Origin of the sequence: Bacillus sp. FS02 (assembly GCF_024398395.1) — a bacterium.
GTDB lineage: Bacteria > Bacillota > Bacilli > Bacillales > Bacillaceae > Bacillus > Bacillus altitudinis.
In genome coordinates, this window is sequence record NZ_CP074101.1 from 2,975,207 (window position 1) to 2,997,806 (window position 22,600).

Consider the following 22,600-nt stretch of genomic DNA (forward strand, 5'->3'; position numbering starts at 1 on the left):
ATAAAATGTGACAAAGGGGCTAAATGTGACAAGATGTGCCGCTTTTTTTCGTTCGCTGTGGACAGGAATTGGCGAATAAGTGTAGAATTATTATTCAATCGGTCATTCTAGGCGATGTTTGAATGATACAACGAGAGGGTATTGAATTGAATATGCCCGCAGCAAAGGAGGTATCAGATGATTATTATTCTCTATTTAAGCGTTGCACTCATCGCAATCGCTTTCCTCATTCTTGTCATCTACTTGTCCAAAACATTGAAATCCTTACAGCTGACATTAAAGAATGTCGCATCAACTTTAGAAGGTCTTGAAGGACAGATGCAAGGCATCACCACAGAGACAGCACAGTTGCTACATAAGACCAATCAGCTTGCTGAAGATATTCAAGACAAATCGGCAAAACTTAACACAGTTGTGGATGCGGTGCAGGGAATTGGCGGCTCGATCAACCAATTTAATACAAGCATAAAGCAGGCAGCTGGTGCGGTTTCTTCATCCGTTGAACGAAATCAAGAGAAAGTCACGGATGTGGTAAGCTGGAGTAACGCAGCACTTGAAATCTATAAAAAATGGAAACAGCGTAAACAACAATAATCAACCATTTTCGCATAGGAGGAATAATCATGAGCAAAGACGGAATCAATAGCAAAGACTTTTTGATCGGAACACTTATCGGTGGCATCATCGGTGCAACAACGGCATTATTTTTAGCACCAAAGTCAGGGAAAGAGCTTCGCGATGATTTGAACACCCAAGCGAATGCCCTAAAAGAAAAAACAGATCGTCTCACAACAGATGCAAAGGAAAAAGGCACTGAATATGTGACGATTGCGAAAGACAAAACATCTGAATTGTCTCAGCTCGTAGCAGAGCAGTCAAACCAGATTTTAGACAAAGTAAAAGACATAAAAGATCGTACAGCTGGAAAAGCTAAACAAGTAAAAAGCGAAGCAGAAGATGCTGCAGCAAATATTGCAAATGAAGCTTCAGATGTAGCAGATGAAGCAAAAGTAAGAGCACAAGAAGCAAAAGCAGACATTGAAGACGGCATCAAAGATGTCAAAGAAAAAGTAGAACAATCTACGAAAGGCTAACTCGCTGCTTAAGTTAGGAAGGAGCACATCATGTCTAAGCAACTCATAGAAACAGAAGAACAGTTTGATCAACTAACGAATCAAGACGGAACCTTTGTCTTTTTTAAGCACAGTTTGACATGTCCAATCAGCCAAGCTGCTTTTCAAGAGTTTGAAGCGTTTGCGTCAGAACATGAGGATGTTCCTGCTTATTTCTTGCAAATTCAAAACACAAGAGAGCTTTCATCCTATGTGACTGAAAAGTCAGGGATCAAGCATGAAAGCCCGCAGGCACTCATCTTTAGCGGTGGCAAAGTAAAGTGGCATGCTTCTCACTCAAGCATTACAAAAGAAGCGCTTGAACATAACATGTAGAAAAACGTCAGCGATTGCTGACGTTTTTTTATAAAAAAGGTTTACTTGCATCAAAAGTATGCTATAATCTTACACATAATACTTTATCGCTTAAAAGCGTTTGGGTAATAAAGAATTTTTTCGTGACAATTCCGAAATCTTTGTTTATAATAAACCCTATTATAAGAGATCAAAAATAAAAAGCGAGAGCGGGCAGAGGAAAGGATGACAAAAATGAGCAACAATGAATTGGAACAATTGAGACAGCAAGCAGATGAACTAAATCTTCAAATCTTAAAACTGATCAATGAAAGAGGAAACATTGTAAAAGAAATTGGAAAGGCAAAAGAAGCGCAAGGTGTCAACCGTTATGACCCTGTCAGAGAGCGCACAATGCTTAATCAAATTCTTGAAGAAAATGATGGCCCATTTGAAAATTCAACGATTCAACATATTTTCAAAGAAATTTTCAAAGCAGGTTTAGAGCTTCAAGAAGATGACCACAGCAAAGCACTTCTTGTTTCTCGTAAGAAAAAACCTGAAAATACAATTGTAAATATCAATGGAGAAGCGATCGGTGACGGAAAACAACGTTTCATCGTTGGACCATGTGCCGTTGAAAGCTACGAGCAAGTTGCAGAAGTAGCGGCAGCAGCGAAACAGCAGGGACTAAAACTTCTTCGTGGCGGCGCATTTAAGCCTCGCACAAGTCCATACGACTTCCAAGGACTTGGCGTAGACGGTCTAAAAATTCTAAAACGTGTAGCAGATGAATACGGTCTTGCAGTTATTAGTGAAATCGTGAATCCTGCTCATATTGAAGAAGCGATTGAGCATATCGATGTCATCCAAATTGGAGCACGTAACATGCAAAACTTCGAGCTTTTAAAAGAAGCTGGATCAGTGAACAAACCAGTTCTTTTAAAACGCGGTCTAGCAGCAACGATTTCAGAATTCATCAATGCAGCTGAATACATCATCGCACAAGGAAATGACCAAATCATCCTTTGCGAGCGAGGCATCCGCACATACGAAACAGCCACAAGAAATACACTAGATATCTCGGCTGTGCCAATCTTGAAACAAGAGACACATTTACCAGTCTTTGTTGACGTGACACACTCAACAGGACGCAGAGATCTACTTCTTCCAACAGCTAAAGCAGCTCTTGCGATTGGAGCAGACGGTGTGATGGCAGAAGTGCATCCAGATCCATCTGTTGCCCTATCTGATTCAGCGCAGCAAATGGACATTCCACAATTCGAAAAATGGTTAGATGCATTAAGACCACTTGTCAACATTCATGCGTAATCATAAATAGAAAAGCCGCCGGATGACAGCCCGGCGGTTTTTTCATGAAAAAATACGATTAAGATTGGCAATGAAAGGAAGAGAGCACATTGCAAGCTAAAAATATGCTTGTTCACAATGTTTTCATTTTTAAAATTCGATAGAATCTGCTAAGATCATTGTCATAGCTGACGTTCGCGACGATTTTTGGTGAAATATGATTCAATTTACAGGTAACAAGCTCATTAAAGTTTGTTTAATTTAGTTATAAAAAGAAAGGGAACGTTTTCATATGAAGAAAAAACGTGTATAATTTCATAAAAGAATGTCATTTTGATGTAGATTGAAAAATTATGTGTCTCTTTTCATCGTTTTAATGACAAATAGGATATTATTTTCCTCGTATCTGACATGTCTCTATCCAATTGGTGAATGCTATAGATATGAAGTGTATTTGAAGGAGTGATTTATGTGAATAATGTTACAATATATGATGTAGCAAGAGAAGCAAACGTAAGTATGGCAACGGTATCACGCGTTGTTAATGGTAATCCAAACGTAAAACCAACAACAAGAAAAAAGGTACTTGAAGCAATTGATCGTCTCGGCTACCGTCCAAACGCAGTCGCACGAGGCCTTGCAAGTAAAAAGACCACAACAGTTGGGGTCATCATCCCTGATATTTCAAGTATCTTCTATTCAGAGCTTGCACGAGGAATTGAAGATATTGCGACGATGTACAAGTACAACATTATTTTGAGCAACTCAGACCAAAATACTGATAAAGAACTTCATTTGTTAAACACAATGCTTGGCAAACAAGTAGATGGAATCGTTTTTATGGGCGGAAACATTACAGATGTGCATGTGGAAGAATTTAAGCGCTCTCCTGTACCAATTGTACTTGCAGCATCTGTTGAAGAGCAGGCACAAACACCATCAGTCAACATTAACTATGAACAAGCCATTTATGATTCAGTTCAGCTATTAGTTGAAAAAGGACATAAACGAATTGCGTTTGTATCTGGACCAATGTCAGAACCAATTAACTCTATGAGAAAGCTTGCTGGTTATAAGCGTGCGCTTGAAGAAGCTGGTATCGCGTTTGACGAAGCGCTTGTTGCTGAAGGAGACTACTCATATGACTCTGGTATTGAAGCGCTCGCTAATCTGCTTGAGCAATCTGACAAGCCGACGGCTGTGATTGCAGCGACTGACGAAATGGCGCTAGGTGTCATTCATGGAGCGCAGGACAGAGGCGTATCAATTCCTGAAGATTTAGAAGTGATTGGCTTTGATAACACAAGACTATCCCTCATGGTGCGCCCTCAATTGACAACAGTTGTTCAGCCGACTTACGATATTGGCGCTGTTGCGATGAGACTGCTGACAAAGCTCATGAACAAAGAACAAGTAGAAGATCAAATTGTTGAATTGCCACATAGAATCGAAGAAAGACAATCGACGAAATAAAAAAGAAAGCAGGCTCACTTGATCAGTGGACGCCTGCTTTTTTTATGCCTTTTTCTTTTCTCGTCGAACAGGCATGAGTGCTTTTTCTACCGTTTGTGCATTTTTTTCTGTAATTTCTGCTCTTCTTGGAATCGGTGGATATAGATCGTCAGGATCTAGCCATGTGGATGGAAGCGGAACAGGCGATTGTTTTTCCCATGCCCGAATCCATTCCTGAGGAAGTGCATCTGGTGGTGTGATGCCTTTCATCTCAAGCCAAATGCGGCTCCATGCTCTTGGGACGACACGCCAAATATCATAGCCGCCTCCGCCCACAGCGATCCATTTTCCATCACAATATTGATGCGCCAGCTCATGGGCAATTCTAGGAATTTCCTCATATATTTTCATGGTAGCAGATAAATGCGTCAAAGGGTCATAATAGTGGGCATCTGCTCCATTTTGCGTCAAAATGACATCTGGTTTAAAAAAAGCAGCAATCTCTGTCACTGCTGTTCGATAGGCTTCTAAAAATGATTCGTCTTCTGTAAATGCGTCAAGCGGGATATTATATGCATAGCCATAGCCTTTATCATGACCCCTTTCCTGTACTTGTCCAGTTCCAGGGAACAAATAGCGCCCTGTTTCATGAATGGAAACAGTACATACCTCTGGATCATCATAGAAGCTAAACTGGACACCATCGCCATGATGAGCATCTGTATCAATATATAAAATTCTAGCGCCATATGTCTTTTGAATATACTGAATGGCCACAGAGCTGTCATTATAAATACAAAAGCCAGAAGCACGTCCTTTAAATCCATGGTGAAGCCCGCCACCAAGATTGAGCGCATGCTGCGAATGTCCAAGCATCACTTGATCAACCGCTGTTAATGTTCCGCCAACAAGGAGAGAAGCAGCCTCATGCATCCCTGCAAACATCGGGGTGTCCTCAGTGCCAAGACCATAACGTTCCCCCTCTGCGGTGGACAGTTTTCCTTCACTTGCCCGCTGTACTGCTTGAATGTAGTCTGCTGTATGGACAAGCTTTAATTCCTCCAGCGTCGCCATACGAGGTGCGACAATCTCATCATCCGTTAATGCCTTCATTTTTTGAAGAAGATCATAAGTTAAGTAGACACGAAGCTGATTGAAGGGATGATCTTGGTGAAACTGGTACGTTTGAAAAGATGGTGAAAAAACAAAGGTCGCTTCCTTCATTTGATCGTCTGCTCCATAGGCCAGAGCACTTTATAGCCTTTTGCACGAATCAGCTTCATCACATGATCTGCATGCATCGTTTGAAGGCGGAAGACGAGCACTTTAGAGGCTTCATTGGCATGTGGGTACACGAGTACACTCAGCATTTGAATATGCTGCTCTTTTAAAATGGCCGTAATGTCTGCAAGACCCTCTGTCACTTGCGCTACTTCAACCTCTAAATGTGATCCAGGCTGATCTGCACCTGTTAGTCTTACAAACGTACGAAGTAAATCTGTTTTTGTGATGATCCCTACAAGCTTGCCGCGTCTCACAACGGGAAGACAGCCAATTCCGTGTTCAAAAAAGACACTTGAAATCTCCTCAACGAAATCAAGCGGATGAGCGGTAATCGTCTCTAGCACCATGATGTCTTCAACCGGCCGCTGAATAAAAAGCTGCCTTTTCTCTGTTTCAAAAATACTTGGACTGGCATTTTTAATATCCCGATCTGTCACCATCCCAATGACAGATCCCTGCTCAGATACGATGGGAATATGCCGAATGTGATGTGCACTCATTTTTTGAATGGCTTCTTCAATCGTATCGGTTTTGCGCAGCGTGATCACATCACGTTCCATAATTTGTTCAATCATCATGTTTACCAATCCCCTTTGCCAAAAAAACGAATTGAACGTTAATACATAAAGCGCTGATGGAAGCGAAGACGATCGAAACGCTCGATCGAATCAGGACTTACATTTTTTCCGATCCGTGCCATTAAACAATTGGCTGGATGTGAGCTAATCTCTGGCTCGTCTGTTGCAAACCAGACAAGACCGCCGGCGTTCATCATTTTCTCCATCATTTTGCGGTACTCCCACACGTTTTTCTTCGTCCCCTTTAAATCCCAATGCCAGTAATATTCAGTTGTAATGATAATGTAATTCTCCATTTGCTCATCCATCATGCTCACATCCAGTAAATGCTTGCCAAGTGAACAGCCTCTGAATGGAGGAGCGACTTCAATGGCACCGAGCTCAATTAAATTGTCCATGTTGCCTTCTGACCAGCGTTCAAGCGGATCAGGGTACAAATACGTGACATAGCCTACGACAAGCTCATCCACCCTAGCAATGATAATACGTCCTTCAGGAAGATCTGCTATTTCAACAAGTGCTTGTTTCTGTTCCTCAGGCGTGCGAAATGCCGTTAGTCCTTCATGAAACGTATAGTTCGCCAGCTCTGATGCAGGTACCGGTCCTTCAATCAGGATGGTGCCTGTTTCTCTCGTAATTGTTTTTGAATAATAAGTTTTAGGATGCTCCACGTATCCACCGCCTCAAATTCTAGTGAGTCGTCTCTATTCTATCTTAAATCTTGCAATAATTAAAACGGTTTCATCGGAAGTTTTTTAAAAATTGAGAAAAAAAGTCATCTATACTATAATGGTCATTGTAAACGTATGCAAAGGGGGACTGTTTGATGAAAGTGGAAACGCTACCATCAGTAAAAGGGGACTATCATTTAAATGATTATGAGCAAGCATACAAAGAATTTTCATGGGAGGAAGCGAGAAAAAATTTCTCTTGGTATGAAACAGGAAAAGTAAATGCAGCTTATGAAGCGATTGACAGACATGCGGACTCGTTTCGTAAAAACAAGGTGGCGCTTCACTACAAAGATTCACAGCGGGATGAAAAGTATACGTTCAGGGATATGAAAATCAAGACAAACAAAGCAGGAAATCTATTAAGAGAACAGGCACATGTGCAAAAAGGGGATCGCGTGTTTATCTTTATGCCAAGATCACCTGAGCTCTATTTTCTACTGCTTGGTGCTGTCAAAATTGGTGCGATCGTCGGTCCGTTATTTGAGGCATTTATGGAAGGTGCCGTCAAAGATCGTTTAGAAAATAGTGAGGCAAAAGTGATTGTGACAACGCCTGATCTGCTTGAGCGGATTCCGTTTGCAGAACTTCCAAAGCTTGAATCCGTCATCATTGTCGGTGGTGAAAAAGAGGATGCAGGTGGTGTGCGGACGATTCACTTTGAAGAAGCATTTGAGCAGGCAGCGAAGGAACTTGAAATCGAGTGGATGGATGAAAAAGATGGATACTTGCTTCATTACACGTCAGGGTCCACTGGTACGCCAAAAGGTGTGCTCCATGTTCATGGCGCAATGGTGCAGCAAGGCCAGACGGGTAAATGGGTACTTGATTTGAAAGAAGAAGATGTCTACTGGTGTACAGCTGATCCAGGCTGGGTAACAGGGACGGTGTACGGTATTTTTTCTCCGTGGTTGAATGGAGCGACGAATGTGATTTTAGGCGGCAGGTTCAATCCTGATACGTGGTACGAAACCATTGAATCGCTTGGTGTGACCGTTTGGTACAGTGCACCGACAGCCTTCAGAATGCTGATGGGAGCAGGAGACGATCTCATTCAAAAATATGATCTCAGCTCACTCCGTCATGTGTTAAGTGTAGGAGAGCCACTTAATCCAGAAGTGATCCGCTGGGGAGACGCTGTATTCGGTAAACGAATTCATGATACTTGGTGGATGACAGAAACAGGTGCACAGCTGATTTGTAACTATCCATCCATGGATATCAAACCAGGTTCGATGGGGAAACCAATTCCAGGCGTTGAAGCTGCGATTGTGGATAATGCCGGAAATGAACTTCCGCCATACCGGATGGGGAACCTTGCCATCAAAAAAGGCTGGCCGTCTATGATGCATACGATCTGGAACAATCCTGAAAAATATGAATCTTACTTTATGCCGGGAGATTGGTATGTTTCAGGAGATTCTGCTTATATGGATGAAGACGGATACTTCTGGTTCCAGGGACGTGTCGACGATGTCATCATGACGTCAGGAGAGCGGGTCGGTCCATTTGAGGTAGAAAGTAAACTGGTGGAACATCCGGCCATTGCAGAGGCTGGTGTCATCGGAAAACCAGATCCTGTGCGCGGTGAAATTATTAAAGCATTTATAGCGCTTAGAAGCGGATACGAACCGTCTGATGACCTGAAAGAAGAAATTCGTACGTTCGTGAAAAAAGGACTCGCTGCACATGCAGCACCGAGAGAAATTGAGTTTAAAGACAAATTGCCAAAAACACGCAGCGGTAAAATTATGAGACGTGTGCTAAAAGCGTGGGAACTGAATTTACCTGCTGGCGATCTCTCGACAATGGAAGATTAATCACTTCCGTCAGTTGACTTGATATCAAAAGTATGTTAAAAATGACTTTAGTTGAATATGAAAAGGTTTTGACTGAGATTCAGTAGAATCATCTTTCCCTGTCCAAGAGAGCTGACGGCTGGTGCGAGTCAGTACAAAGAGATATTCGAATTACCCTCACGAACCGCTTTTACGAAAAGGAGCATATGCTATCTGATTAGTGAAAGAACGGATCTGTCCGTTATCAGTGTAAGTGAAAAGACGTGTTGTTTTGTCTTTTAAGCAGGGTGGTACCGCGATATATATCGTCCCTTCGTTCATTCGAAGGGGCGTTTTTTATGTTGAATTGTAAAAAAAGGAGATTTGGATATGAGTCAATTGATGGAAGAATTATCGTTCAGAGGATTAATTCAGCAACAAACAGATGAAGAAGGTTTAACAAAATTATTAGCAGAAGAAAAAATCAAGCTATACTCCGGCTTTGATCCAACAGCTGACAGCTTGCACATTGGTCACTTACTGCCAATTTTAACATTGCGCAGATTCCAAGAAGCAGGTCATCATCCGATTGCACTTGTTGGCGGCGCAACTGGACTGATTGGTGACCCAAGTTTCAAAAAAGCAGAACGTTCACTAAACCCAGCAGAAATCGTCGAACAGTGGTCAGAGAAAATCAAAGGCCAGCTCTCTCAATTCCTTGATTTTGAAGCAGGTGACAACCCAGCTGTCATCGTGAATAACTATGACTGGATCAGTCAAATGAATGTCATCACGTTCCTTCGTGATATTGGAAAGAACTTCGGTGTCAACTTCATGCTCGCAAAAGATATCGTCAGCTCCCGTATTGAAACAGGGATTTCGTACACAGAATTCAGCTACGTGATTCTACAATCGTTAGACTTCTTGAACCTTTACAGAAATGAAAATTGTAAGCTGCAAATCGGCGGAAGTGACCAGTGGGGAAATATCACATCTGGGCTTGAGTTAATCCGTAAGTCTGAAGCAGAAGGGGCTAAAGCATTCGGTCTCACAATGCCGCTTGTCACAAAAGCAGACGGCACGAAGTTTGGGAAAACAGAAGGTGGTGCCATCTGGTTAGATAAAGAAAAAACATCACCATATGAATTCTACCAATTCTGGATTAACACAGATGACCGTGATGTCGTGAAATACTTAAAATACTTTACGTTCCTATCAAAAGAAGAGATCGCATCGTACGAAGAAAAAGTGCAAACAGCCCCTGAAAAGCGTGAAGCACAGCGCCGTTTGGCAGAAGAAGTCACAACACTTGTGCATGGCCGTGAATCACTAGAACAGGCTGTCAACATCTCAAATGCGCTATTTAAAGGCGAGATCAAATCTCTTACAGCAGAAGAAGTGAAAGTAGGCTTTAAAGATGTGCCATCAATGGAGAAAGACAGTGCAGAAGAATTAACACTTGTTGATGTTCTTGTCGAATCAAAACTGTCTCCATCAAAACGTCAAGCACGTGAAGATATCACAAACGGTGCCATCTACATCAACGGAGAGAGACAAACCGACAAAGACTATGTCCTTTCAGCTGAAGACCGAATTGAAAACCAATTTACAGTCTTAAGAAGAGGGAAAAAGAAATACTTCCTTGTAACGTATAAATAAATCTTTATGAAACAGTAAGTATCATGAAAAGCACCTCAAATGTTCATATACATTGAGGTGCTTTTCTTTTTTATTCAGAAGTAGGAATTAAGCTTTTACAGAGCGGTTTTCTCTCATTTGTCTGTTTCTTATTCAAGAAGTGAATCTTCGTTTGTATAAGCATGTTCTACCTTACAAATTCGGGTTGTATAGGATTCATACCAATCTTTTTTTCCTTTTTTTTGAACACGCTGATGTGCTGTATGTGCTTTCCATTCTTTAATTGCTGCTAATGAATCCCAATACGATACAGTGATCCCAACACCATGCTCATCTCGTACACTCTCAATTCCAAGAAACCCGTCTAGGTCTTTCGCTAATTGTTCCATTCTTTGAGCAGCAGCAGCGTATTCTTTCTGCTCAACATTCGTTCGTTTTGATGTGAAAATGACTGCATAGTAAGGTGGTGCAGGTGTTTGGGTAAATAGCATCTAGTAGAACCTCCTTTTGTCTATTCACATTATATATGAAAGATAGAGAGGCTCGTAGTCTTTTTGTTTTAATTTAAAAAAGTCCAAGGTGCTTTATGATTATTTATATTTCTGTAAAATCATCTCATAAAACATTACCTTGTTCACTTTTCTGACATATTTTTCTTGTATAAAATAGAGTCGAATAAGATGAATAAGGGGGAATGAAAGTGATTCGATTTAAGAAAAAGAGTTTGCAAATTCTTGTTGCCCTTGCCTTAGTGCTAGGTTCAATGGCCTTCATCCAGCCGAAAGAAGTCAAAGCGGCTGCGCATAATCCGGTTGTGATGGTGCATGGTATGGGCGGTGCGTCTTATAACTTTGCTTCGATCAAACGATACTTAGTATCACAGGGCTGGGATCAAAACCAACTTTTTGCAATCGATTTCATAGACAAAACAGGCAATAACCTGAACAATGGCCCGAGGCTCTCTAGATTCGTGAAAGATGTACTAGCCAAAACGGGCGCCAAAAAAGTAGATATTGTGGCTCATAGTATGGGTGGTGCGAACACGTTATACTATATTAAAAACCTAGACGGCGGAGATAAAATTGAAAACGTCGTCACACTTGGTGGAGCGAATGGACTCGTATCACTCAGAGCATTACCAGGCACCGATCCAAATCAAAAAATTCTTTACACATCTGTCTATAGTTCAGCCGATCTCATTGTCGTCAACAGCCTCTCACGTTTAATTGGCGCGAGAAACGTCCTCATCCACGGCGTTGGACATATCGGTCTATTAACCTCAAGCCAAGTCAAAGGCTATGTGAAAGAAGGATTGAATGGCGGAGGACAGAATACGAATTAAAAAATGAAAAAGACAGCGATTTGTGCTGTCTTTTTTGATGTCATGGTTATATAGGGTCTACTAGGTGTTGCAGAAGGTTTTTAGGAGGATAAAAGATGACGCAAAAACTCAAACAATATTTCTTAGGCTACTTTCTCTATTTCCCATGTTCATTTCTGATTATCTATATGATCTGGATGGCAATCGTCAAATCAGTGCAATGGGCAGAAGTCATATCTAATTGTACATCCATCATTGGTATCTATTACTTAATAGCCAGTGTGTGGTTTGTCTTTTTACTGCAAAAACAGACAAAACATCGTACATAGCCAAATAAAAACATGTACAAATCAACCACCATTCCTTACACTACATATAATGAACGAGATTCTTTGGAGGTGGGGATTTGTGCAACATCATCAAAAGGCTTTGATTATGGTCGATGTACAGAAAGCATTCGAGCACGAACAATGGGGAGAACGGAATAATCTAGATGCAGAGAAGAACATCAGTCGTCTATTGACGTTTTGGAGAGAAAAAGGCTGGACAGTCATTCATATTCAGCATACATCGGATCAGCCGCACTCCTTATTTCATCCAGCAAATGAAGGGCACTCCTTCAAAGAGGTCGCCAAACCGCTAGATGAAGAAACGGTCATACAAAAGAAAGTCAACAGTAGCTTTATAGGCACAAACTTAGAGGAACAACTAAGATCGAACGAGATCGACACTATTGTGATCGCTGGACTCACAACACCACACTGCGTATCTACCACAACAAGAATGAGTGGAAACCTAGGCTTTGAGACATACCTCATTTCGGATGCGACAGCCGCCTTTGGACTCGCAGATCAAACCGGTACATACTATGATCCAGAAACGATCCATCGCCTTTCACTTGCAACACTGCATGACGAATTTGCGACTATCCTGACAACTGAGCAGCTGATCACAAATTGGGCAAGCAAAAGCTCCTAGAATTATCTCTAGGAGCTTTTTGCTTGTTCATCCAGCGGCTGTTTTCGTTGTTCAATACTTGAGTATATGAGATCAATTCCAATAAATAAGAAGCTGACAAAGAAAGATAAAATGAGTGTGCCGTGCTCCCAAATGGAGACATTGACTGTGTTCATATTAAGGACAAACTTAATTGAGAAATGCACAACGATCCATGAGAGTAGAAATTCAAAGATAAACGTGAACCATTGAGGAAATCTTAGCAAAGTGGAAATTCCTTTACCAATGAATACTAAAAAGATCGACCAAAAAAGAACAATCCCACTGACGAATAGACAGAAGGTCAATAATGAAAGAAATGATGCATAGGTAATATATTCTCCAAAAAGAAAATTCACTCCTAATGAAACAACATAAAGTACAGAACTTGGAATGATGATGACAAAACTAATCGAAAAAAAGATGAGTAAAATGAGGAGAATTTCAGCGATAGCTCCAGGCGCTTCATCGACAACTTTTGTCTTTCTCAAAATCGCATAGATAATAATTGAAATGAGCATAAGTGCTAACATAAATGAAATAATTGACAAATTACTTTCCTCCTTAACGTTCCTTACATTATTGTTTTAAGTTGTGAATTATCCAGTAAATGTAATTGTGAGAGGAAAACGAAAAAGAGTAAAGAGTAATCGGTGTTCTAATTTTCTTGTGTGTAAATTTGTAGCTAGAGAGTATCGTACAAAAGACCAAACAAAAAACCCTAGAAAACCTTGAACAATCAAGGTCTCTAGGGTTTTTTTGATCACTCTCTGAGAGAGTCATGAAATTAACGAGAGTAGAACTCAACGATTAGTTGTTCGCTGATTTCAGGCGCTAATTCAGAACGCTCTGGAAGACGAGTGAAAGTTCCTTCAAGCTTTTCAGCATCGAAAGTAAGGTATTCAGGTACGAAGTTGTTCACTTCAACTGATTCTTTCACAACTGCAAGGTTTTGAGATTTCTCACGAAGAGCAATCGTTTGACCTGGTTTCACAGAGAAAGATGGGATGTCTACACGGCTTCCATCAACAAGGATGTGACCATGGTTTACTAGCTGACGGGCTTGGCGGCGCGTACGAGCAAGGCCAAGACGGTATACTAGGTTGTCAAGGCGAGTTTCAAGAAGGATCATGAAGTTTTCACCTTGTTTACCAGGAAGTTTAGCAGCTCTGTCAAATAGTGTACGGAATTGACGTTCGTTGACACCGTACATGTGACGAAGCTTTTGCTTCTCTTGTAATTGTAAACCGTATTCAGATAGTTTTTTGCGTTGTCCTGGACCATGTGGGCCTGGAGCGTAAGGGCGTTTTTCAAGTTCCTTACCTGTTCCGCTTAATGAAATGCCTAAACGGCGGGAAATCTTCCAACTTGGACCTGTATAGCGAGCCATAATGTGACTCCTCCTTATTGTTTTTATTTGTGAAAAATAAAAACCGTCTGTTCTTTGTCTTTTCCGTCATTATGTTTTCATGCATCCTCGCTCCAGCAGCAGGGAGTTACAAGATGCACCTCCATATAGAAGGAACAAAATGATACAAAAAAGCCGAACAAAAAGGCTGCCATATTTCACACAAACTCTATTATATGACGCCAGATAGGAGAAGTCAACCTATTTAAAGAGGAGAATGTCAAACGTGGTCGGCATTCATCCGGGAAGAAAGCAAAATAAAAAAGCAGACACATTGTCTGCTTTTCAAGCATCATGACTCATCAGTAGAGGCTGATAACGCATTTTGGACAACCTCTGTAAATTGAACTAAGTACGTTTCATCTATTTCATTGAAACGATCTTTCACTGGACTGTCAATATCGAGTACCCCAATGATTTGTCCATTTACTTTAAGTGGGATCACAATTTCAGACTGCGATGCGGCATCACATGCAATATGACCAGGGAATGCATGGACATCAGCGATACGCTGTACATCACCTGTCGCAAATGCTGTACCGCAAACCCCTTTTCCAGAAGGAATGCGTACACATGCGGGTAGTCCGTTGAATGGACCAAGCACAAGCTCTCCGCCTTTTGCTAAATAAAATCCTGCCCAATTGACTTCAGGAAGCGAGTGATAAAGTAGCGCCGCAGCATTGGCTAGGTTGGCAATGAGATCAGGTTCACCATCCGTAATCGCTTCTACTTGCTTGATGAGTAATTGATAGTCTTTCGATGGATCACCAGACTGTTTTTCGACATGAAACATGAAAATCTCCTACTTTCTATCTCAAAATACATAACTTGCGCTTCGCATGTGGGATTTGTCGAGCAATGATTAAAGGAACTTCCGCCTTCACCTTGAAGTATGTACACATGAAGAGGGGTGAGCGGATGAAAACATCAACAACCGTGCAAACAAAAGACCGTATTATTGAAGCTGCCATCAGACTTTTTAACCAAAAAGGATTTTCTGGAACCTCTGTCCGTGAGATTGCGAAGGAAGCAAACGTCAACGTTGCCCATATATCTTATTACTTTCAAGGAAAAGGAGGGCTGCTTGAGCAGCTCGTATCCGATTTTTATGAAGGCTATATTCAGATGATTGAATCGCACATCCAGCACATGGAAACCCGTCATGCAAAAGAATGTTTACTTCATGTGGTTTTTGATATTTTATCTTATCAGCATGAAAATCGTCAATTAACCCGTTTCGTTTATCGAGAAGTGACCATTGATTCAACGCTGATCAGGGAAATCATGTCCACCTATTTAACAAAGGAAAAATACTTGTTTCAGCTCATCATTGAAAAAGGAAAAAGCACCCATGTGATTTGTAAGCAGCTGTCACTCTCATCATTTATGATCCAGCTAAAATCACTTCTGATGATGCCATATCTGCAGCCGCAATATTTAACAGAGGTGCTTTATATCAACCCAAGCGAGCCTTACTTTTATCAAACGTACTATAAGGAACTGAGCCGGTCGCTTCATCATCTGTTAGAACCAAATGAACCCGCACTTGATCCTCACCTGAAACTCATGATGTCTTCAAATTGATCATACGCATACCCGAGATCTTCCGCTTGATGGGCATCAGACCCGAATATGAGCGGAATTTTTTTCTGTTTTGCAAGATCGATCATCCATTGATCTAAATAGATACTTCTGGCATATGTTTTACGAAGACCTGATGTATTAAAATCTAAGGACATGCCTTTTTTTGCCGTTTCTTCAAGACAAAGGGTAACCCTTTGACATAGTTCTGGCGACATTTCGTATGGGAAAAGTTGTTTGAATTTCTGGACAAGGGTGATATGACCGATTCTCTTTGGCTTATATGGACCTAAAGATGATAGAATAGAAGAATGAATTTGTTCATAGTAGCTTTGATAGACGTGTTCGGTGCTGCCATAGATGCTGATCAGCTGCTTGAAGGCGTGCTCATCAAAATCAAGACAAATATAATCATTGCCAGCAGGAAGAAAGTGAACAGATAAAATGCTATCGTCTAGTTCAGGGCCGTAGCAGTCTAAAAAGGCACTTGTTTCCTCTTCATACTCTTTGATATAGTCGACCTCAAGCCCAGTTTTTACTATTAACTGTCCTTTGTATTCCTGTTTCAGCTGATCCAGCTTCGTCAAATAGGCTTCAAGGTCTTGAAGCTTCATGGCACTATCCTGCTCAGGCGTTGGATCTCGAAACGAAGGAGGCAGCGGGGCATGCTCGGTAAAGGTGATGGAATCAAATCCCTTTTTCATTGCTTTTTCAATATAAGAATGAAAAGGATCAAGCGTACCGTGCGGGCAAAATGGCGTATGTAAATGTGCATCTTGTTTCAACATGTCGTCACCTCTTGTCGATATTTTGAAAAACGTCATGTTTATCAGCGAAAATAATGAAAAATCATGACCAAAAATGCTGGTTACATGGTATCATAATAACAATGAAAACGACAGCTTCCGCATACATAAAAACAGGTCACATCAATACATGTGATCAAATGATAGAAAGCCTGAATGACTTTCTTGAAAAAACATACATAAAACCGTGAATGGATCGTATTGGCAAAAATACAATCCTGCTTATAAAAAACAAATGCAAAGCGGACACGAAAGGGTTCTCAGGTCTACTCGGGACACTACCCTGACATCACTTAGATCACAACAAGGGGGCTCATTATGGAGTTTATCATCGGTTTAATTGTCATTTTGCTTGCTTTGTTTTCAGTCGGTTATTTCCTCAGAAAAAATATATATAAAGAGATTGACCGATTGGAAGCATGGAAAATTGAAATTTTAAACAGATCAATTGTAGAAGAAATTTCAAAAATCAAACATTTAAAAATGACCGGAGAAACAGAGCAGTTTTTTGAAAGATGGCGTGCAGAGTGGGACGATATCGTCACAGCCCATCTTCCAAAGGTAGAGGAGCTATTATATGATGCAGAGGAGTATTCTGATAAATATCGATTCTCCAAAGCGAAGCAAGTCCTTGCACATATAGGAGATCTGCTCACCGCTGCTGATTCAAACATCGAAGACATTTTAAAAGAGATTGCAGACCTTGTCACAAGTGAAGAGCAAAACCGAAAAGACATCGAGAAGGTCAAAGAGCAATATCAAACGGTACGAAAAAATCTACTTGCTTACAGCCATTTATATGGCACCCTTTATGACAAAATGGAGCAGGACTTGGACGAGGCCTGGGAAGGGATCAAGCAGTATGAAGAAGAGACAGAAAACGGAAACTACATGACAGCAAGGAAAATTTTGCTTGAGCAAGACCGCAGACTCGATCAGCTGCAATTATATATCAATGATGTACCGAAGCTCATCGCAGACTGTAAACAAACTGTGCCAGGTCAGCTGACGAAGCTGAAAGACGGTTATAAAGAAATGACAGACAAAGGCTACAAGCTAGAGCACATCCAGATCACAAAAGAGCTGGAGAACTTGAATAAACAGCTGACCCGTGCGGAGAAGCTGCTGATTGATGAACTCAACTTAGATGAAGCATCAAGCATTCTGCAAATGATTGATGATGCGATTCAGACGCTGTATGATCAGTTAGAAGCAGAAGTAGAAGCAGGTCAGGAAATCAAGAGCAAAATGCCTGAGCTGACCGAAGCATTTGAAAAACTTGAACAAGACCACACGCAGACAAAGGCAGAAACGGCTCTTGTGAAAGAAAGCTACAAGCTGACAGCAGGAGAGCTGGATCAGCAGAAAGCATTCGAAAAACGATTAGAAGAAATTGAAAAGCTTATGAAGCAAATACGAGAGAAGCTTGATCGTGACCATGTCGCATACACATTATTAATGGATGAAATCAATCAGCTTGAGACCTTTATTGAGGATGCCAAAACACTTCATGAAGCGTTTAAAGATCACCTTCAATCGTTACGAAAAGAAGAATTACAGGCAAGAGAAACATTGGCTGAACTTAAAACCATGTTGACAGATACAGTGCGCCAGCTGCACAAAAGCAACATTCCAGGTGTACCTGCTGACATCAAAGATCGTGCTGAAAAAGCGCAGGAGATGATTCAGCAAGTGCAGGAGCAGCTAGAGAATTTGCCGTTGAATATGCCAGCAGTGAACCAGCAATTAAAAGAAGCCTCTGAAACAGTCAGACATGTGGTTGATGAAACACATGACATGCTTCGTAAAGTGGATCAAATTGAACGGATTATACAATACGGCAACCGGTTTAGAAGTCAAAACCACATTCTTTCAGAGCAATTAAAAGAGGCAGAACGAAGATTTTATGCCTATGATTATAACGATTCATTTGAAGTGGCAGCAGCAGCTGTCGAAAAAGCATCACCTGGAGCCGTCCAGAAGCTTTTAACTCAGCAAGAAAAAGAATATCAGCATCAATAAAAAAGCTGAAGTCCATTTTAGGACTTCAGCTTTTTCCATGTTATGAAACTTGTTTTTGGCGTTCTTCTGAAGCAGAAGAAGTGAATAGAGAGATAACAAATCCAATCACGATTCCGAGTATGGCAGGTACAATCCAGCCAATGCCAAGGTCATATAGCGGCAAGATCGTTTGAAAGAGATCTTTCACAGGACCGATAGGCAGTTTAGCCGCTGCTAAACCGTCAAACAGACTGACGCAGCCAGTTAAAATCAAAGTAAGGACATACACAGGTCTTCTATGACCAAGCCATTTGTCAGCAAGTGATAAAACGATAATCACAATTGCTAACGGGTAAATCGCAGTTAACACAGGTACTGAAAAAGCGATAATATGAGCAAGTCCAAAATTTGAAATGATAAAACTGAATAATGTGACGAGTGTAACGACCATTTTATAAGAAAGTTTAGGTAATAAATTTGAGAAATACTCTCCGCACGATGTCACAAGACCGATACTTGTGGTTAAACAGGCAACCGTAATCGCCGCGCCTAACACAATATTACCTAAACTGCCAAAAAGAAATTGTGAAGACTGAGCCAAGATTTTACTACCATCTCCAACAAAACCAATGGCGTGTGTACTTGAAGCACCTAAATAAGCAAGTGATAGATAAACAAATGTTAATCCGCAAGCTGCAATTAGACCTGCTTTGATACAAGCAGAAGTGAGTGCCTTTTTACTTGTTACACCACGTCCTTTAATGGCGTTGATGACAACAACCCCAAACACAATAGATGCAAGAGCGTCCATGGTTTTATAGCCTTCTAAAAACCCTTTGAAAAATGATCCATTGCTATAGGACACATCAGGTGTGCCAATGACGCCCATCGGTGTCAAAATGGCTTTGACGATAATAATCAAAATGATCGTAAATTTAATCGGTGTTAACACTTTCCCTACACGATCCACAATTTTCGTTGGATTTAGCGCAAGATAATACGTAATACCAAAAAAGGCCAGTGTAAATAAAAGAAGTGAGAGCCAAGCTGGTACTCCTGCTAAAAAGGGTAGTGCGCCAATCTCATATGAGACAGTTCCTGTACGAGGAATAGCGAAAAGTGGCCCAATAGATAAATATAAAATGACGGTAAACGCTGTTCCGAAAGCTGGGTGAGCTTTATCAGCTAGTCCTTTCGCATCTCTACCTGTTAAAGCAATCGCAATAATCCCAAGAAGCGGTAAACCGACACCTGTTAATAAAAATCCGCCCATTGCTTTCCACACATTTTGCCCAGCATATTGACCTAGCTCAGGTGGATAGATCATATTACCGGCGCCGAAGAATAGAGCAAACAGCATAAAACCTATGATAACCGTATCTTTCGTCGACAAAGTTGCCTTCATTGCATTTAAAGCCTCCATTATTATGTTGAAATATTCTGTTAATTAGTTGCTAGGTAACCGTTCATCATTAACAATCACTAATTATAAAGGATGTACGCCTGATGTCAACATGTGTTTTCGTACAAAAGTCATGAATTTTTCTATTTTAGTATATGAAGAACAATAAAAAAACATCCCCTTCTTCTATGGAAGGGGATGTTTTGGTTTGTGATGTTATGAGGCAAGTTGCTTTGGTGGGCTGGTAAACATGGAAATAAGTACACCAATCAAAGCACCGATAATAGCGGGTATGATCCAGCCAATGCCTAAATCGTAAAACGGAACAATTGATTTCAAGATGCCAGGCAATCCGCCTAGATTCACTTCGGCAGCTAATAATCCATCAATGATGGCAAAGAAACCAGTAAAGATGAGAGAAGTGATATAAATGATTCTTCTGCCGTTAATCCAGCGGTCAAGGAACGATAATAAAATAATGACAATGGCCAATGGATAGATCGCTACGAGTACAGGCACCGACAGAGAAATGATTTGTGCCAGTCCGAGGTTTGCAACGAATGTGCTAAATAAAGAAACAATTAGAACGACGGTACGATAAGAAAGTGCTGGGAAGAGCTTTGAAAAGTATTCTCCACAAGATGAAATAAGTCCAACACTAGTCGTTAAACAAGCGAATAAAATGGCTGCGCCAAGAACAATGTTACCAGCAGAACCGAATAAAAAGTTGGCAGAAAGTGAAAGCAGTTTGCCGCCATCATTTGCTCCAACCATTCCCGTGGCATCGGGACTTGAAGCACCCACATAAGCAAGTGAAATGTACACGAGTGCCAGTCCAACAGCTGCTACGAGTCCTGCCTTAATACAAGCTGCTGCAAGAGATTTTCGCTCTGTGATGCCTCTGTCCTTAACAGCTGTCACCACGACGATTCCAAATACGATAGAAGCAAGTGCATCCATTGTTTTATAGCCTTCTAAAAATCCAGTGAAAAGCGGATTTGCCTCATATGTTTTATCTGGAGCACCGATCATTCCCATTGGCGTAGCAATGGCTTTAATGACAATAATAGCAATAACAGTTAATAAAATCGGTGTCAAAATTTTACCAATACGATCAACCAGCTTTGAAGGATTTAACGCAAGCAAGTATGAAATAGTGAAAAACACTACGGTAAAGATGAATAGTGGTACCCATGAAGTGGCTTGGGCACCTGAGAGAAATGGAGCTAATCCTATCTCATACGAAACCGTACCAGTTCGCGGAATGGCGAAAAATGGTCCAATGGATAAATACAGAATAACGGTGAAGATAGTCCCGAATTTAGGGTGTGCTTTATCGGCAAGACCTTTGGCTCCGGTACCTGTAAGGGCGACAGCAATAACCCCTAATAGTGGAAGACCTACGCCTGTAAGTAGGAATCCACCGATGGCAAGCCATACGTTTTCACCAGCATATTGTCCAAGAACAGGCGGGAAAATCATATTTCCTGCGCCAAAGAATAATGCAAAAAGCATTAGTCCAATAGCCAATGTTTCTTTTATACTTAAACTATTTTTCAAAATAGTCCCTCCTCAATCAGTGTATTGTGTCAAATTTAAATATTCTGACAATTTAGGTGTTTATATGACAATTGCACTATGGATGATATAGTGAAAATGAAAAGTTGTCAACTGCCATTTTCAGAAAATTCTCTGTCTGACTTCATTATGGTAACATATAAATGCATTTATTTTTTAAGTTTTTTTGTAAGGAGTTTAAGATATGATTTATCTTGATAATAGTGCCACAACAAAGCCTTATCCAGAGGTTTTACAAGTACATCAGCAAGTGAGTGAGCGTTTTTTTGGGAATCCGTCTTCGCTGCATCAACTTGGAATTGAAGCCAGCCGTCTATTAAGTGAAACGCGAAAACAAATCCTTCACTATACAGGCTTTACACAATATGAGATTATTTTTACTTCAGGTGCAACAGAAGCAAATAACATAGCCATCAAAGGGGCTGCTCTTGCCAAGATGAACCGAGGCAGACATATTGTCACAACAGCGATTGAGCATCCATCTGTCATTGAATCGTTTGAACAGCTGAAAACATTATTTGGCTTTGATATTTCCTATATTCAAGTAAATGAGCAAGGTCGTGCAGATATGACGCATTTAAAAGAAGTGCTTCGCCCTGATACAGTGCTTGTCAGTCTCATGCATGTAAACAATGAAACAGGCGTGATTCAGCCGATAGAGGAAGCGTCCAGCATCATTCGGAAGTATGCCAAAGAGGCGATTTTTCATGTCGACGGCGTACAAGGAATTGGCAAGGTTCCGCTGCCTAAAGAGATGGAGATTGATCTTTTAACGATGTCAGGCCACAAGATTCACGGCCTGAAGGGAACAGGTGCCCTCTTTTTAAAGAAAGAGATCGTACTTGCCCCTTTTATCACAGGAGGAGAGCAAGAACTTGGCCTTCGCTCAGGGACTGAGAACCCTGCTGGAGCTGTCAGCTTAGCAAAAGCCATAAAGCAATCATTTGAACACTTAAACAAGCATCATGATGAGATGATCGCTTTAAAAACGGAGCTAGAGCAGCAGCTTGGAAAGATAGAAGGCGTCGTCATAAACACACCGCTGACGCATAGTGCACCGCACATTGTGAATTTTTCAGTGCCAGGTATTCAAATTGAAGTCCTTCTGCATATGCTCGAAAAAGAAGGCATTTACGTTTCGACAACGTCTGCTTGTTCTGCTAAGAAAAAGGAACCAAGCCGTGTCCTGCTGGCGATGGGAAAATCAGAAGAAGCAGCCAAAAGCAGCATGAGAATCAGTTTGACATATGGACAAGGACCAGAGCTAGCGCCGCAAATCATCACATCGATCGCACAAAGTGTGAAAAAATTAAAAGGAATGAGATAACA

General features: G+C 41.0%; 23 protein-coding genes and 1 other annotated feature. Of the genes, 13 read left to right on the top strand and 10 right to left on the bottom strand.

Features of this window, described 5'->3' with window-relative positions:
- The first annotated feature begins 177 nt into the window (after positions 1-177).
- The 5 genes from KFQ09_RS15240 to ccpA all read left to right on the top strand — a co-directional run bounded on the left by KFQ09_RS15240 (position 178) and on the right by ccpA (position 4,190).
- Entirely contained in the window at positions 178-594 is a 417-nt protein-coding gene (locus KFQ09_RS15240; RefSeq protein ID WP_017367864.1) for a DUF948 domain-containing protein, read from the top strand.
- A 29-nt stretch (positions 595-623) separates the two neighbouring features.
- Positions 624-1,094, top strand: a complete 471-nt coding sequence (locus KFQ09_RS15245; RefSeq protein ID WP_007501807.1) for a YtxH domain-containing protein — start codon at positions 624-626, stop codon at positions 1,092-1,094.
- A gap of 30 nt (positions 1,095-1,124) precedes the next feature.
- Positions 1,125-1,448, top strand: coding sequence for a bacillithiol system redox-active protein YtxJ (gene ytxJ / locus KFQ09_RS15250; RefSeq protein ID WP_007501805.1), 324 nt, complete (start codon positions 1,125-1,127; stop codon positions 1,446-1,448).
- Positions 1,449-1,661: 213 nt separating this feature from the next.
- A complete protein-coding gene (locus KFQ09_RS15255; RefSeq protein ID WP_017358315.1) occupies positions 1,662-2,738 on the top strand; it encodes a bifunctional 3-deoxy-7-phosphoheptulonate synthase/chorismate mutase in 1,077 nt (358 codons plus the stop codon).
- A gap of 450 nt (positions 2,739-3,188) precedes the next feature.
- Positions 3,189-4,190, top strand: coding sequence for a catabolite control protein A (ccpA, locus tag KFQ09_RS15260; protein WP_008343056.1), 1,002 nt, complete (start codon positions 3,189-3,191; stop codon positions 4,188-4,190).
- A gap of 42 nt (positions 4,191-4,232) precedes the next feature.
- On the opposite strand, the gene KFQ09_RS15265 is transcribed toward ccpA, so the two are convergent.
- Genes KFQ09_RS15265 through KFQ09_RS15275 form a run of 3 tightly spaced genes read right to left on the bottom strand, consistent with a single transcriptional unit; the run spans position 4,233 to position 6,702 of the window.
- Positions 4,233-5,393: an acetoin utilization protein AcuC gene (locus KFQ09_RS15265; protein ID WP_024718705.1), complete on the bottom strand. Its 1,161-nt coding sequence runs from the start codon at positions 5,391-5,393 to the stop codon at positions 4,233-4,235.
- Positions 5,390-6,031 carry a CBS and ACT domain-containing protein gene (locus KFQ09_RS15270; RefSeq protein WP_041092583.1) on the bottom strand — a complete coding sequence of 214 codons (642 nt, stop codon included), beginning with the start codon at positions 6,029-6,031 and terminating at the stop codon, positions 5,390-5,392. Before KFQ09_RS15270 ends, KFQ09_RS15265 begins: the two co-directional genes overlap by 4 nt.
- Positions 6,032-6,069: 38 nt before the next feature.
- Positions 6,070-6,702, bottom strand: coding sequence for a GNAT family N-acetyltransferase (locus tag KFQ09_RS15275; RefSeq protein ID WP_008343062.1), 633 nt, complete (start codon positions 6,700-6,702; stop codon positions 6,070-6,072).
- A 155-nt stretch (positions 6,703-6,857) separates the two neighbouring features.
- Here KFQ09_RS15275 and acsA point away from each other — a divergent pair, with 155 nt between their 5' ends.
- Together acsA and tyrS are read left to right on the top strand one after the other, a co-directional pair.
- Entirely contained in the window at positions 6,858-8,582 is a 1,725-nt protein-coding gene (gene acsA, locus KFQ09_RS15280) for an acetate--CoA ligase (protein ID WP_035391106.1), read from the top strand.
- A gap of 59 nt (positions 8,583-8,641) precedes the next feature.
- Positions 8,642-8,877: a binding site (T-box leader), on the top strand.
- 53 nt (positions 8,878-8,930) lie between these two features.
- A complete protein-coding gene (tyrS, locus tag KFQ09_RS15285) occupies positions 8,931-10,199 on the top strand; it encodes a tyrosine--tRNA ligase (RefSeq protein WP_017358309.1) in 1,269 nt (422 codons plus the stop codon).
- A gap of 128 nt (positions 10,200-10,327) precedes the next feature.
- Here tyrS and KFQ09_RS15290 read toward each other — a convergent pair whose 3' ends face one another.
- Positions 10,328-10,669, bottom strand: a complete 342-nt coding sequence (locus KFQ09_RS15290; RefSeq protein WP_017358308.1) for an antibiotic biosynthesis monooxygenase family protein — start codon at positions 10,667-10,669, stop codon at positions 10,328-10,330.
- A gap of 272 nt (positions 10,670-10,941) precedes the next feature.
- Here KFQ09_RS15290 and KFQ09_RS15295 point away from each other — a divergent pair, with 272 nt between their 5' ends.
- The 3 genes from KFQ09_RS15295 to KFQ09_RS15305 all read left to right on the top strand — a co-directional run bounded on the left by KFQ09_RS15295 (position 10,942) and on the right by KFQ09_RS15305 (position 12,477).
- Positions 10,942-11,520: an esterase/lipase family protein gene (locus KFQ09_RS15295; protein WP_370648336.1), complete on the top strand. Its 579-nt coding sequence runs from the start codon at positions 10,942-10,944 to the stop codon at positions 11,518-11,520.
- A 95-nt stretch (positions 11,521-11,615) separates the two neighbouring features.
- On the top strand, positions 11,616-11,828 hold the full coding sequence (locus KFQ09_RS15300; protein ID WP_035702043.1) for a hypothetical protein: 213 nt from the start codon (positions 11,616-11,618) through the stop codon (positions 11,826-11,828).
- Positions 11,829-11,877: 49 nt separating this feature from the next.
- Positions 11,878-12,477, top strand: coding sequence for a cysteine hydrolase family protein (locus tag KFQ09_RS15305; protein WP_155403680.1), 600 nt, complete (start codon positions 11,878-11,880; stop codon positions 12,475-12,477).
- A gap of 8 nt (positions 12,478-12,485) precedes the next feature.
- Here the strand turns inward: KFQ09_RS15305 and KFQ09_RS15310 are convergent, their stop codons facing one another.
- The 3 genes from KFQ09_RS15310 to KFQ09_RS15320 all read right to left on the bottom strand — a co-directional run bounded on the left by KFQ09_RS15310 (position 12,486) and on the right by KFQ09_RS15320 (position 14,696).
- Positions 12,486-13,046: a hypothetical protein gene (locus KFQ09_RS15310; RefSeq protein ID WP_099496682.1), complete on the bottom strand. Its 561-nt coding sequence runs from the start codon at positions 13,044-13,046 to the stop codon at positions 12,486-12,488.
- 236 nt (positions 13,047-13,282) lie between these two features.
- Positions 13,283-13,885 (bottom strand): 30S ribosomal protein S4, encoded by a 603-nt coding sequence (rpsD, locus tag KFQ09_RS15315; protein ID WP_007501777.1) that lies wholly within the window; start codon positions 13,883-13,885, stop codon positions 13,283-13,285.
- Positions 13,886-14,195: 310 nt separating this feature from the next.
- The gene (locus tag KFQ09_RS15320; protein WP_099496681.1) at positions 14,196-14,696 is read right to left on the bottom strand and encodes a GAF domain-containing protein; all 501 of its coding nucleotides are present in this window, start codon (positions 14,694-14,696) and stop codon (positions 14,196-14,198) included.
- Positions 14,697-14,821: 125 nt separating this feature from the next.
- Here KFQ09_RS15320 and refZ point away from each other — a divergent pair, with 125 nt between their 5' ends.
- A complete protein-coding gene (refZ, locus tag KFQ09_RS15325; protein ID WP_017358301.1) occupies positions 14,822-15,487 on the top strand; it encodes a forespore capture DNA-binding protein RefZ in 666 nt (221 codons plus the stop codon).
- On the opposite strand, the gene hisJ is transcribed toward refZ, so the two are convergent.
- Positions 15,457-16,272 (bottom strand): histidinol-phosphatase HisJ, encoded by an 816-nt coding sequence (hisJ, locus tag KFQ09_RS15330; protein ID WP_046344221.1) that lies wholly within the window; start codon positions 16,270-16,272, stop codon positions 15,457-15,459. The two genes, refZ and hisJ, sit on opposite strands and share 31 nt — an antisense overlap.
- Before the next feature lie 336 nt (positions 16,273-16,608).
- On the opposite strand from hisJ, the gene ezrA reads away from it, so the two are divergent.
- On the top strand, positions 16,609-18,312 hold the full coding sequence (gene ezrA / locus KFQ09_RS15335; protein ID WP_007501773.1) for a septation ring formation regulator EzrA: 1,704 nt from the start codon (positions 16,609-16,611) through the stop codon (positions 18,310-18,312).
- Positions 18,313-18,352: 40 nt separating this feature from the next.
- On the opposite strand, the gene brnQ (KFQ09_RS15340) is transcribed toward ezrA, so the two are convergent.
- Together brnQ (KFQ09_RS15340) and brnQ (KFQ09_RS15345) are read right to left on the bottom strand one after the other, a co-directional pair.
- Positions 18,353-19,696: a branched-chain amino acid transport system II carrier protein gene (gene brnQ / locus KFQ09_RS15340; RefSeq protein ID WP_116307271.1), complete on the bottom strand. Its 1,344-nt coding sequence runs from the start codon at positions 19,694-19,696 to the stop codon at positions 18,353-18,355.
- A 213-nt stretch (positions 19,697-19,909) separates the two neighbouring features.
- The gene (gene brnQ / locus KFQ09_RS15345) at positions 19,910-21,253 is read right to left on the bottom strand and encodes a branched-chain amino acid transport system II carrier protein (protein WP_024718688.1); all 1,344 of its coding nucleotides are present in this window, start codon (positions 21,251-21,253) and stop codon (positions 19,910-19,912) included.
- A gap of 202 nt (positions 21,254-21,455) precedes the next feature.
- On the opposite strand from brnQ (KFQ09_RS15345), the gene KFQ09_RS15350 reads away from it, so the two are divergent.
- Positions 21,456-22,598, top strand: a complete 1,143-nt coding sequence (locus KFQ09_RS15350) for a cysteine desulfurase family protein (RefSeq protein WP_255835803.1) — start codon at positions 21,456-21,458, stop codon at positions 22,596-22,598.
- Positions 22,599-22,600: the final 2 nt, after the last annotated feature.